Raw genomic sequence first — 13,017 nt, 5'->3', positions numbered from 1 at the left:
TTAAATGGACAGGTAAGAGTTTGAGGTTTTTGCCTCAGACTCTTTTTTCACAACTTGAGTTCCTGCTAACAAATCTCCCAAATGACGCTTATCCTTCCTAAAAAGTCCCATCCATAGCAAAATAAACAGTAAAATCAAACTAGCAGAAGTGCAAATATGACCAAATAAACTGGTATAATCTGTATAAATGCCATCAATCGTTCCCATATGCCCTAACTGCCAAGGAAAAAATTTAATGATGTTACGAATTGAAGCAGCCAAAAACGTCTTCTTCTGATAGGAAAGTCTGAGTCCTGCCTTTCTTTTCCCGAAACTACCGCCACAATAATCCAACCAGGAAAAACCTATGACAACTGGTACAACAGAAGTTAATCCAGCTATTAGCTGCGACTGAAGCAAAGTGAAGGAGGGAATTTTGCCGAAAATAAAGACATAAAAACTAAGCGACAGTAGAAGTAAAATAACAAGATAAGAAATAATCAGCAGATAGTCAACAAACAGCTCTTTGATACGGGATTTTAATGAGATATCATTATTTGCTGCTACCATAGCTATTCCCCCACCATAAACAATTCAATAATTTTATAGATAAAGTAAGACATTCCCCAAAAAATAATCAGTAACAGCGGCCAAAATCGAGCTGCAAAATCATAAAAATTTTCTATTTTACGCTTTTTTTGCTTGTCATAAGTGCCAGTATTAGGATTATAGATGAATTCTACTTCATGAATCGACTGACTGTCACCTTCTTTCCCTAAGATAAGCTCATCTAAACTAACATCGAAAATCTCTGCTAATTTAATAACATTATCTAAATCAGGTCTAGCCTCACCTTTTTCCCACTTTGAAACTGCCTGCCGTGATATAAAGAGTTTATGTGCCAGCTCTTCTTGTGATAAAGAACGCTCTGTTCGATATTTTTTAAGCTGTTTTGAAAATGATGACATTTTTCCCTCCTTTTTTAACAATATTTTAGGAAAAAAATTGACTATCTGCCAGCAAATATAAAGCAGGACAAGTAAAATTTAGGCTACTAGCAGTTGCCTATTATTGTAAAAACGTTAATTTATCAACATTCTTAGGGTTGCGAAAGAACTTTCTTTAATTTATACTCAAAATTATGCCGGCTCATCATAACAACATGTTCACAATTAGTGCATTTGATTTTTATATCGGCTCCGATTCGTATGATTTCCCATTTATTTGCCTTTTTCCCAGTTGCTTTCACTGTACAGGCATGGGGCTTTTTCATTTCAACTAAACTGCCAATTTCGTAGCTAGACATTTATTTTACTCCTTCATTAAGATTGACTCAGGTCAAAATAAGGCAAAAGACAGAACTCTCTTTACCTTTTATAAATAAATATAGCGTTTTTGAGCTTTTAAAGTTATTTTTTCGGTAGTGACTATTTCGCCATCAATTTCAATCAAGGTATCTTTTGGCATCTTTAAAGACACTTCTTCTATTTTTTCATGATGAAGATAAGGGGATTTTTGATGTTTTTTCAAAATAAGCGCTAACAAAATTCGGATACGTCGGCTAAAAGTCTCACCTCTAGCATAAATAAAATCCAATTTTTTGTCAAAAACACTGGCAGTCGGCCAAATCATAATTCCCCCGCCAAAGTAAGTGTTGTTAGCCAGCGAGAAGAAAAAACTTTTATTATAATGCTTAATGCTGCCATCTTTGCTCTTAACTGTTATATCAGCTGTAGGATTGCTGAATAGTGATTTTGCTGCCACAGCAAGGTAAGTTAATCTGCCTAAATGGTATTTATTAAGAATTGTTTTTAATGCTGATCCTTCAGCTTTTTGGATAATCCAGGCTGCAAAACCGACATCCAGACTATTTAACAAAAGACCCTTTTCATATACAAATACTGTCATCTCTTTGACGCTTCTACTTTGAATTAAGGTAAGTATAGAATTTAAATTAGATGGTATAGCTAAGGCACGCGCAAAATCATTTCCTGATCCAGTTGGATAATAAGCAAAGGGGATATTCTCAGGCAAATAGTAAAGCACCTTTGAAAGTGTCCCATCTCCCCCAATAATCAAAAGGAAGTCTTTTTCCTGAAACTCTTGAAGAATTGTGTTTACCTGTCTGCGCTCATCATCTTTATAGCGTGTATAAAAACTTTTTATATCTTGCGCTGATGACAGCTCCTTAATCCGCTCAACAATTAATCTGGCCTGATGGCGGCCTGCATGAGGATTAGCAATAATATAGATTGTCATAATAATTGTTATTATAACAAAAAAACTCCCATTAGGGAGCCTCTTAATTTGTACGCACAGGCGTAATCAGCTGAACAAAATCTTCTTTGTTATCTGTAGGGGTTAAGGTAAAAGGACGGACAGGAGAGATAAAGCGAATAAGAACTTCTTCACTTTTAAGGGCTTTTAATGCTTCAATTAAGTAAGTTGGATTAAAGCTGATTGTCAAATCACTTCCTGACTGGCTGACAGTATCTAACTCTTCATTGACCTTACCGACTTCAGGCGAATTTACATGGGCTGAAACGCTGTTATCCACGATTTCAAGTTTTACTGTTCCATTTTGAGTAGCATTTGAAATAAGATGGGCCCGTTCCATAGCAGAACGCAAATCAGCGGTATTAAAAATAACTTCTGTTTCAAATGTTTTTACTAACAGCCGGTCAGTATCTGGGTAATTTCCTTCAAGCAGACGTGTATAAAAACTGATATGTTCACTTCTGAAAAGCATCTGACTGGCTGAAAAGAAAACTTCTACAGTTTCAATATCATCAGTGAAAACTCCAGCAAACTCACGTAATGACTTACTTGGGATAACGACATCAAAATCACTGGCTGCATTATCTAACGTCACTTGACGCTGACTCATACGATGCGAATCTGTAGCAACAGCTTTAAATACTTTATTATTGAGCGTTATATGCACACCGGTTAAAATAGGCCGGCTTTCCTGCAGACTGGCTGCAAAAGCTGTTTCAGAAATAATTGACTTCAGCAATTTTGTCTCTAAAACAAGAGGATTGTCAGTAGCTATTTCTTGAAGGCGCGGATATTGCTCCACATCTTTCCCTTTGAGTGTAATTTCTGATTTTCCGCTGGTCAGAACAACCTGATGGTGGTCAATTTCTCTAAATTCTAAAGTCAGATCCGGCAAGCTTGAAATAATGTTAATAAAAAAGTTTGCCTCTAAGAGGACAGCTCCTGGTGAAGTAATTAACAGACCAGCATTCTCATCTGAAACTGGAATAGTATTTTCAATTGAGATTTGTCCATTTGAGCCTGTTAACGTGATATCGTGAGCATTGACTTCAATTTTTACAGTAGAGAGGATAGGAATAGCATTTTTTGAGGCTATAGCTCTTTTTGTAGCATTTAGAGCTTGAAGAAAAAGAGTTTTATTTATTGAGAAATTTATCATGAGAACTCCTTTATTTTATAAGTATTAATTTAGTAGTAGTAGTAGGTCCTGTGTATATAGTGCATAAAGCAGGCAGATAGAGTTGTTTCTAAGGATAAAACTTGTTCACAACTTGTGGAAAAAACAAGCAGAAGCAAGTCCTTTATCCACTGCTACTTTATTTTGTTCTTTATCGTTTCAATCTCAATGCGCAGGCCATCGTCTTGGGAAATCATATTTTTTATTTTGTTATAGGCATGGAGCACAGTTGAGTGATCCCGTCCGCCAAACTCTTTGCCAATTTTCGGAAGGCTGTTGTCAGTCATCTCACGGGCAAGAAACATAGCTACCTGACGGGCTAAGACAATATCCTGAGTCCGTTTCGTTGCTTTAATTTCTTTTACAGTAACCCCATAAAATTTCCCAACTTGGCTTTGGATTTCTTCAATCGGTATGACAGTGATTCTGTTAGGGCTGTCCTGTTTACGTGCTCTGATGGCTTCTGCAGCAATATCAACAGTTATTGTATCAATCTGTTTAAAGTTTGCTACTAGACTGATATCCTTGAGGGCACCTTCCAAATCTCGAACATTGGAATCGAACTGTCCTGCCAAATATTCGATAGTATCTTGAGGAAATATGAAATTATATTCTTGAATTTTATTAGTTAGAATAGCTACACGCGTTTCAAAATCAGGAGGAGTGATATTCACTGTCAGTCCCCATTTAAAGCGCGTGACAAGCCTCTGTTCCAAATCATTGAGGTGATCAGGTGTGCGGTCGCTTGTCAGAACGATTTGCTTATTATGGTTATGAAGAGTATTAAAGGTATTAAAGAATTCTTCCTGTGTTCCTGATAATGTTTTTTTGGCCAGTGACTGAATATCATCAATCAAAAGGATATCAAGATTTCGAAATTTTTCTTTTAATTCATCCATTGTGTCCAAACGAATATGAACAACAAATTCATTGATAAAATTTTCCGCTGTAATATATTTTATGCGGGCATTCGGCTTATCCTGCAAAACAGAATTTCCAATCGCATTCAGCAGATGGGTTTTCCCAAGACCCGGCCCTCCCCATATAAAGAGAGGGTTATAGGTTGTTCCCGGAGTGTTGGCGACAGCAATCGAAGCAGCCACTGCCCAGCGGTTTTCATCTCCCTGAATAAAATTGTCAAATGTATATTTTGGATTTAAGTCTGATTGGATAGGTGCTAAAGTAGCTGGCGCAGTATAATTTCTGCTCTGCTCTGAAACAGGCTGTTCTTCTTGAATGGCTGCTTGTTCATCGTAAATATATTCGACCGAGATTTCAGCGTTAAAAATTTCAAAACCGGCTGTTAAAATAACAGGTTTGAGATTTTTTTCCCAAAATAGCTCTTTCATGCGGTCAAGATAAATAATGGCAACTTGATTTTCAATTTTAATTAACTTAGCGTCCAAAACAAAAAATTCATAAGTTGCCTGTTTTAATTGGCTTTTAGCCAGTTCTAAGATCCTATTCCAAAAAATTTGTTCATTTTCAGTCATTATAGGTTCCTCTTGCGACTCATTCTCTCTTCATTCTATCACAAAAAAATAAAGTTTTCCACAAGCTGCTAAAAAAGAATGCACAATGTCAATAAAAGTTATCCACAGAGTGTGGAAAAGGAGCTGATATCAGGTGATAAAAGTATTTAAAGGATTGCTATACTGTGGATAGTTCTGCAATTATAGCTTCCTCTATTCACACACTAAGAAAGGCTGTCTATAATTCTGTTGAATTCTTCTTCTGACTGAAAATAGATTTTTAAAACACCTGCTTCTTTTTTTTGCATTGAGAGTGAGACCTTTGTTCCCAGTAATTGAGACAGTTCTTCTTCCTTATTTTTTATAAAAAGGTCTTTTTCAACTTTTTTTTGTTTTTTTGTAGATTTAAGTGCCTTTTCGATTTGTCTGACACTTAAGCCTTGTTTGATAATTTTCTCAAACCACTCATTTTGTAATTCAGCATTTTCGACTGTTAACAAGACTCTGGCATGCCCCTGAGATAATTCTTTCTTTTCTACAGCCTCAATTATCTGTTCAGGAAGATTTAACAATCGAATTGTATTAGTAATATAGGGCCGTGATTTTCCCATTAAACGAGCCAATTCATCGTGGGTCATTCCATCTTTTTCGATTAATTGCTGATAGGCCTTAGCTTCTTCGATTGGATTAAGATCGGAACGCTGTAGATTTTCAATAACAGCCTGCTGCATGCTTTCATTATCAGAAATTGTTTTCACAATTACCGGAACTTTTGATAAATGTGCTAATTTAGCAGCTTTCAGTCGCCGCTCCCCAGCAATCAGTTCATAACCGAATATCTTTGATTTTCGAACAATAAGAGGCTGGATAAGCCCATTTGCTTTTATAGAAGCTGAAAGTTCCAGTAATTCTTTTTCATCGAAATAAATCCTTGGTTGATACGGATTTGGGATAATATCATCAATAGCAACCCATTCTAACTTTTCAGTCATAGCACTCCTTAATATCAAATAAAAAAGTGGGAAGCTGAAGCAATGTAAACAATGACTTCTTCCCACTCACAATTACTGTTTATTTTTAATTAAAATGAACCGCATTCTATCGCAAAGTTTTCTCTTAATTATGACAAATCCTGAGTGGTCTTTGTCAGGTCAATTGTTACAGTCTTCTTATCGTTTCCGCGATAGAAGGTTACTTTGACAGAATCACCAATCTCATGATCGTAAAGAATACTTTGAAGATCACTGGTAGAAGTAACTTCTTGTCCGTCAATTTCAGTGATAACATCGTACTGCTCTAATTTACCGCTGGCCGGCATGTCAGATTGTACAGAACCAACCACAATGCCGTTTGTTACACTTTCAGGAATATTCAGCTTATTAATAACACTAGTTGATAAATCACTTAGATTAGCCATAGAAATACCCAAAGCCGGACGAACAACTTCACCGTTTTCTTCAAGTTGATTGATAATTTTTACAACATCATTGGAAGGAATAGCAAATCCCATCCCTTCTACAGATTCACTGTTTGATGTTGAAGAGATCTTGCTTGAATTGATACCGATAACCTGTCCTTCAATATTAATCAAAGCACCACCGGAATTACCAGGATTAATTGCTGCATCTGTCTGAATAGCATTTGTCGAAATTGTTTCACCGTTATTGTTTGTAAGTGTTACAGTACGGCTGAGACTGGACACAATTCCTTGGGTAACAGAATTGGCATAATCTGTACCTAATGGGCTTCCAATAGCAATGGCAATTTCTCCGACATTAATTTTAGAAGAGTCAGCAAATTCGGCTACAGTTTTTACGTTTTCAGATGGGATTTGGACAACAGCTAAATCGGAGTAAGTATCTGCACCAACTAGTTTTCCAACCACTTTTGTTCCATCAGCCAAAAGAATTTCAATCTGCTCAGCTCCGTCAATAACGTGATTATTGGTAACAACGTAAGCAGAATCTCCTTCTTTTTTATAAATAACACCAGACCCTTGACTGGCAACTTGCAAATCTGAATCACTGTCTGATGCTGAGCTGCTGTCTCCGCCAAATATATCACTGTACATATCTGAAGAAGATGCTTTTTGGTAGTTAACGACAGAAACCACAGCATTTTGGATTGTTTTAACTGCCTCTGTTGTGTCAGTAGTATTATTGTAAGTCACATTGCTTGTTTTTGTTGTAGTGTTTTCCGGGTGATTATTGAGATAATTTGTAACAGTTGCTCCTAAAATTCCACCAATAATTCCGGCTATTATAATCAGTAATGGAAGCAACCAGAACTTTATTTTTTTCACTTTTATACCTCCGCCTTTCTAATATGGACTTAAAAAATATCAAAACTGGCTTAATTATACCTTAAAAAAGCGAAAAAAGAAAGTATCCACAAGTTGTGGATAACTTTTTATTAGTGTTAATTTTTAGCGATAAAATAAACAAAACAAATCCCAGTCGGCACATTATGCAGTGTGGATAAGATGTGAAAAGTTCAGCAGTATGCTAAAATAGACTCATGAAAATAAAATTGATTACCATTGGCAAGTTAAAAGAAACTTATCTAAAAGATGGAATAGCTGAGTACCTGAAACGCTTAAAGTCCCATACCAAAGTTGAAATAATAGAACTGCCTGATGAACCGATTGGCAATAAAACCAGTCCGGCTGAAAAACAAAAGATTTTAGAAAAGGAAGCAGAAAGAATTATTTTAAAACTAGGTGCGCGTGATTATGTCATCGCTCTGGCTATAGAAGGTCAAGAGCTTTCTTCTGAGGATTTCAGTCAGCTTTTTAAAGATATTGCTTTTAAAGGTTATTCAGATATTACTTTTATTATCGGCGGCAGTTTAGGTTTAGCTCCTGTTATTAAGAAAAGAGCTGATTTTTTAATGAGTTTCGGCTTGCTCACTTTGCCGCACCAGCTGATGCGGTTGGTACTGACAGAACAAATTTATCGTGCTTTTATGATTCAGCAGGGAAGTCCTTATCACAAATAGCAAAAAATGTTTCACGTGAAACATTTTTTATGCTGTAAAATAGAACCGCAAAAAGCAAATTTATAGTTAATGACTTTCTCTTTTTCCCGATTCTTAAGCCTTAGCTGAATAAGTATATCATGGTTGCCGCACGATCTAAGCAGATTTTTACAATTAAACAGGACATAATCTACTGGGGATTTAAAAACCAAAAGGTTCGGAACATGAGTTCCGAACCTTTTTTTGATCTCAGCAGGATTCGAACCTGCGACCGTTCGCTTAGAAGGCGAATGCTCTATCCAGCTGAGCTATGAGACCCTCAGCTTGTATATTTTATCAAACTATCAGCTCCTGTGTCAACAAAAAGAAAAAATTTATAAAAAGTATAGACAAATCATTTTATTTTGATATAATAGTAAGAGTGTTGAGGAAAAACACGTTTAAACATATGGTCCGTTGGTCAAGGGGTTAAGACACCGCCTTTTCACGGCGGTAACACGGGTTCGAATCCCGTACGGACTATTGAAAGAATGCTGCAGGGCAGTTTTTCCTTATCCGGCATAGCTCAGTTGGTAGTAGCGCATGACTGTTAATCATGATGTCGTAGGTTCGAGTCCTACTGCCGGAGTGATAAGACAAGCCAAGTAGTAATTACTGGTTTTATATAAAAGAGTTAGGTGATTGATTTCACCTAACTCTTTTTTTAAACATAAATACTGTTAAGAAATAAAGCAAATAGAAATCTGCTTTCGTTAAAAGGGGCTGAATGCTTGTTGTAGCTCATTTGTAAAATCATACTTAAGAACCGTTTTTAGGTCCTGTGCGATTGTGCTTTTTGATTAGGAACGCATACAGCACAAATCCTATTAAACCAAGGCAAGAAAGTCCCAGTCCTTCTTTAAAACCATTTGGAATAAAGGATAAGGTTACAGTCCCTTGTCCTTTTGAAACATTAACTTTCATAAAACCATTTTGTGCTTTGGAAAGTTTTATTTTTTTCCCGTTTTGGACGGCAGTCCAGCCTTTGTCATAAGGAATAGTAAAAAACAATGAGCTGTCCTGATTTGCTGAATATTTTGCTGTAACTTTATTTGCTTTTGTTGTAACATAAGTTTTTTGTTTATTGATAACAGCCATTGCCTCTTGATAATTATTAAGATTTAAGGCGTAAAAGTTAGGATAATCAAAAGAAACCTGCTTATTTTCCGGGAAAGTAAAGCTGATGTCTACACTTTGTCCATTTGTAAAGGCTCCGATATCGAAAAAACTGTAAGCATTGTCGGTTGTATAAGAATAAGACGCATCATTAACATTAATTATCACAGTATCACTGCTGCTATTTACAAAATCAATATTGGGCATGCTGACATAAAGCTGACTCTGTTCAGGAACATTGACTCTGTAGGTAACAGTTGTCATTTGATTTTCACCAGAAACGGTTATTCTGTTTCCAAGATTGTTTTCCTGTCCCATTATTTGTGCCGGAAGCCGGTTGAAATAATGGTAAGAAAGGCCAGTAAGGCGATTGAGGAGTTTTGTTTGATTGTCTAAGGTATTGACAGTAAAAGAAACATCCTTATAAGGTTCCTGCGTTAAAAAGGCCAGCTGAGCTGCAAATGTATTTTCATATAAAAACATCCCGTCTTTTTCAGTCAGTAACGCAAATCCAAATTTGTTAATAAGATTTTCAGAAAGGTTATACTTAACACCTAAAAGACTGTCCATAATCAATGTGTTATTTTGGTAGCGAAGGTTAAGATTGGTTCCATCAGATTTATAACCTAAGCGGTCCAAGGTTGAACTGGAAGCTCGGTTGCGGATAGAAGAAAATTGTGAGATCCCGTTATAATTGAACTTCATACTGTCATTTCCAGTTTGAGGAAGAAGTCTTTCCATACGGAAGAAAGTGCTGTTTTGCCCTTCAGTATAGTTTACAAGGCTGTCAATGCCAGACCAATTTTTTTGATAGCCTTCACGTGAGGGAAATACCCATTCATTTCCTAAAGCATCAATTTGATAGTAAGTGTTTAAAGAAATTTCAAAAATTGTAAACAAAAGTGTAAAGCTGAGCATTAAGGAGTAAGGGAGCTGTTTTTTTGAAAAGCTTATCAAAATAATAGCATAAGCTGTGAGAAAGGCTAAGGTTAAAATGAAATGAATAGGCTGTAAAAAATCGTAACGACTGCTGAAAAAAAGAGTTACTCCAAAACCAGATACTAAAAAAGCGAAAGGAAAAAGATACTGTTTAAAGGTAATTTCAGAAATTCTGGAAAGACTTTCTGCTGCCAATATAACAATAAAAAACGATAACAGCCAAGCATACCGATGTAAAAACATATTAGGAGCATGCATTCCCTGCCATAGTAAATCTAAAGGTTCTAAATAAAAGCTGCTGATAAAAAAGAAGAATAAAGCAGCATAGGCTACTCGTACTGATTTTTTGATAGATTTTATGGTAAAAAAGAGAAGAGCAAATATGAGTGGAAATAGCCCTACATAAATCATAGGGATAGCTCCAAATTTAGTTGTATCGTAGGCCCCAACAGTATTTTTAGCAAAGAAGTCCAAATACCAAGAATTATCTGTCAACCATTTTGTCAAGCTGCTGTACTCTTCACCATGCGTTGACAGGTCTAAATAGGTAGGCAGCAGCATTAATGAACTTGACAAAGCTGACAAGATTGACACAACTGTAAAGTCTCTGATTTTTCTTAGGACAAGTTTTGCTTGAAGCTGCCAAGTCAGCTGAACTAAAAAATAGAGAGTCAGAAAGATAGCGACCATATAGCCAAAATAGTAATTTTGAATAAATAAAATGGTCAGACTGACATAGTAAAGAAGACATTTTCTTTTTTCCATCAAACGATTCAGTCCGAGAATAATAAGCGGCAGCAGCATAAAAACATCCAGCCACATGTTAATCTCAGTCTGACTGACAGCAAAACTCATTAAGGCATAAGAAGTGGATAAAATTAAGGTGATGATTTTTTTATTTTTAGGGTAAAGTCTGATTAAGCTAAAGTAGGTACTTAAACCGATTAGGCCAAATTTAATGATAGTAAAAAGGTAAATGGCATCTGCCATATTTTCTAAATTAAAGAAATAAACAAAGGGAGACAGAAAACTGCCTAAATAATAACTCATCAAAGCATAAAAGTTAAGCCCCAAACCACTGGTAAAAGTATAAAAAATACTGTCTTTTCCATGCAAAATGTTTCGCAGATTCTGAGCAAAAATAACATATTGGTGAAAGCCATCGCTTGCTAAAATAGTTGTCTCACTCCCCCAAAAAATATTTTGACTGAGCAGAACCAAAATCATAATGGAAAAAGGAAGTAAGAAACTGGCTGAATAATAAAGAACAGTGCTGTGTTTTTTTAAAATAGTCATTATATCCTTTCCTTATCCTACATTACTGCGATTTTAGAAGAAATGCTCTTGCTTCTATTTGATGAATCAGGCTGACTGTTTGCGACCAAAGACTGTATTTTTTAATTACAGAAGGAAATAATTCTTACTGCCAAAGCGTCTTTACTCTATTTTGCAGCTCAGTGTTTTCAAGAAATTCGTCATAACTTTCATCAACACGGTCTATGCTGCCGTTTTTAGAAATAACGACGATATGGTTAGCTAAGGTTTGAATGAACTCATGGTCATGGCTGGTAAAAATAATGGATTCTTTAAAATCTTTGAGACCATCATTGAGGCTCGAAATAGATTCCAAATCTAAATGGTTTGTTGGGTCATCAAGAACAAGAACATTAGCTTTTAGAAGCATTAATTTTGCCAGCATCACGCGCACTTTTTCTCCCCCTGAAAGGACATTGACAGATTTGTTAACTTCATCTCCAGAAAAAAGCATGCGTCCCAAAAAACCACGAAGAAAAGTGTTATCATTCTCTTCTTTGTCAGCAAATTGCCGAAGCCACTCAAGAATGGTTTCATCAGAAGCAAAAATTTTTGAATTATCTTTTGGTAAATAGGAGCGGCTGGTCGTAATCCCCCACTTTACAGTTCCTTCATAGTCAATATCGTCCATTAAAGCACGCAGAAGGGCTGTAGTTTGTATGTCATTTTGGCCAATTATAGCTGTTTTGTCTCCGGGCCGAAGAATAAAACTGATATTATCGATGACTGTTTCACCATCCATTTTGACAGAAAGGTTTTCAACAGTCAGTAAATCATTGCCTATTTCACGTTCAGATCGGAATTTAATAAATGGGTATTGTCGACTTGAAGGCAGAATTTCTTCCAGTTCAATTTTATCCAGCATCTTTTTACGGGATGTCGCTTGCTTGGATTTTGACGCATTAGCAGAAAAACGTGCAATAAATTCCTGCAGCTCTTTAATTTTTTCTTCTGCTTTTGCGTTACGGTCAGCCTGAAGGCGAGCAGCAAGTTCTGAAGACTCTTTCCAGAAATCATAGTTACCGACAAAAATTTGAATTTTTCCAAAATCGAGATCAGCCATATGTGTACAAACTTTGTTGAGAAAATGGCGATCATGGGATACGACAATAACGGTATTTTCAAAATCAATAAGAAAATCTTCCAACCAAGTGATAGATTGAATATCGAGCCCGTTTGTAGGTTCGTCAAGCAACAGCACATCAGGTTTGCCAAAAAGAGCTTTTGCCAGCAATACTTTTACTTTATCGCTGTTTGAAAGTTCACTCATATTTTGATAATGCAACTCTTCTTTAATATTAAGATTTTGTAAAAGCTGAGCAGCTTCATTTTCAGCTTCCCAGCCGCCGGCTTCTGCAAACTGTTCCTCTAACTCAGCTGCACGGACGCCATCTTCTTCAGAAAAATCATCTTTTAGATAGATAGCATCTTTTTCTTTCATAATTTGATAAAGCTGCTCATTTCCCATAATGACAACATCAATTACGCGTTCGTCTTCATAGTCAAAATGATTTTGTCGAAGTACAGACAGCCGCTCGTCGGGATCCAGTATAACTTGCCCGGTTGTTGGTTCAACATCTCCGGCTAAAATCTTTAAAAAGGTTGATTTTCCGGCTCCATTAGCACCAATCAGTCCGTAAGTATTCCCCGCTTTAAAGTTAATATTGACCTTATCGAATAATGTTCTGTCACTGAATCGCAGTGACACATTTGATACTGCTAACAATT

Annotated in this window: 11 protein-coding genes and 3 tRNA genes; 3 read left to right on the top strand and 11 right to left on the bottom strand. The window is 36.2% G+C overall.

Features of this window, described 5'->3' with window-relative positions; translation table 11 throughout:
• The 8 genes from A0O21_RS09665 to A0O21_RS09630 all read right to left on the bottom strand — a co-directional run bounded on the left by A0O21_RS09665 (window position 1) and on the right by A0O21_RS09630 (window position 7,153).
• A complete protein-coding gene (locus A0O21_RS09665; protein ID WP_067064677.1) occupies window positions 1–549 on the bottom strand; it encodes an RDD family protein in 549 nt (182 codons plus the stop codon).
• A gap of 2 nt (window positions 550–551) precedes the next feature.
• Entirely contained in the window at window positions 552–947 is a 396-nt protein-coding gene (locus A0O21_RS09660; protein WP_067064675.1) for a helix-turn-helix domain-containing protein, read from the bottom strand.
• 131 nt (window positions 948–1,078) lie between these two features.
• A complete protein-coding gene (locus A0O21_RS09655; RefSeq protein ID WP_067064672.1) occupies window positions 1,079–1,285 on the bottom strand; it encodes a DUF951 domain-containing protein in 207 nt (68 codons plus the stop codon).
• Between the two features lie 68 nt (window positions 1,286–1,353).
• Complete coding sequence (locus tag A0O21_RS09650) at window positions 1,354–2,238, bottom strand: diacylglycerol/lipid kinase family protein (protein WP_067064670.1); 885 nt, start codon at window positions 2,236–2,238, stop codon at window positions 1,354–1,356.
• Window positions 2,239–2,281: 43 nt separating this feature from the next.
• Window positions 2,282–3,415 (bottom strand): DNA polymerase III subunit beta, encoded by a 1,134-nt coding sequence (gene dnaN / locus A0O21_RS09645; RefSeq protein ID WP_067064668.1) that lies wholly within the window; start codon window positions 3,413–3,415, stop codon window positions 2,282–2,284.
• 152 nt (window positions 3,416–3,567) lie between these two features.
• Window positions 3,568–4,926 carry a chromosomal replication initiator protein DnaA gene (gene dnaA / locus A0O21_RS09640; RefSeq protein ID WP_067064667.1) on the bottom strand — a complete coding sequence of 453 codons (1,359 nt, stop codon included), beginning with the start codon at window positions 4,924–4,926 and terminating at the stop codon, window positions 3,568–3,570.
• A gap of 203 nt (window positions 4,927–5,129) precedes the next feature.
• Window positions 5,130–5,897, bottom strand: coding sequence for a ParB/RepB/Spo0J family partition protein (locus tag A0O21_RS09635; protein WP_067064665.1), 768 nt, complete (start codon window positions 5,895–5,897; stop codon window positions 5,130–5,132).
• A gap of 128 nt (window positions 5,898–6,025) precedes the next feature.
• Window positions 6,026–7,153: a S1C family serine protease gene (locus tag A0O21_RS09630; protein ID WP_418346444.1), complete on the bottom strand. Its 1,128-nt coding sequence runs from the start codon at window positions 7,151–7,153 to the stop codon at window positions 6,026–6,028.
• 269 nt (window positions 7,154–7,422) lie between these two features.
• On the opposite strand from A0O21_RS09630, the gene rlmH reads away from it, so the two are divergent.
• Window positions 7,423–7,902, top strand: a complete 480-nt coding sequence (gene rlmH / locus A0O21_RS09625; RefSeq protein ID WP_067064661.1) for a 23S rRNA (pseudouridine(1915)-N(3))-methyltransferase RlmH — start codon at window positions 7,423–7,425, stop codon at window positions 7,900–7,902.
• 223 nt (window positions 7,903–8,125) lie between these two features.
• Here the strand turns inward: rlmH and A0O21_RS09620 are convergent.
• Window positions 8,126–8,199, bottom strand: a tRNA-Arg gene (locus A0O21_RS09620).
• 132 nt (window positions 8,200–8,331) lie between these two features.
• On the opposite strand from A0O21_RS09620, the gene A0O21_RS09615 reads away from it, so the two are divergent.
• Together A0O21_RS09615 and A0O21_RS09610 are read left to right on the top strand one after the other, a co-directional pair.
• Window positions 8,332–8,403 (top strand) — tRNA-Glu (locus A0O21_RS09615).
• Window positions 8,404–8,435: 32 nt separating this feature from the next.
• Window positions 8,436–8,509, top strand: a tRNA-Asn gene (locus A0O21_RS09610).
• A gap of 170 nt (window positions 8,510–8,679) precedes the next feature.
• Here A0O21_RS09610 and A0O21_RS09605 read toward each other — a convergent pair.
• On the bottom strand, window positions 8,680–11,274 hold the full coding sequence (locus tag A0O21_RS09605; protein WP_418346443.1) for a YfhO family protein: 2,595 nt from the start codon (window positions 11,272–11,274) through the stop codon (window positions 8,680–8,682).
• A 121-nt stretch (window positions 11,275–11,395) separates the two neighbouring features.
• Window positions 11,396–13,015, bottom strand: coding sequence for an ABC-F family ATP-binding cassette domain-containing protein (locus tag A0O21_RS09600; RefSeq protein ID WP_067064656.1), 1,620 nt, complete (start codon window positions 13,013–13,015; stop codon window positions 11,396–11,398).
• Window positions 13,016–13,017: the final 2 nt, after the last annotated feature.

Source organism: Streptococcus pantholopis, from assembly GCF_001642085.1.
GTDB classification, from domain to species: Bacteria; Bacillota; Bacilli; order Lactobacillales; family Streptococcaceae; genus Streptococcus; species Streptococcus pantholopis.
Note: the sequence above shows the minus strand (reverse complement) of the source record. Positions and strands in the feature narration are given on the sequence as shown.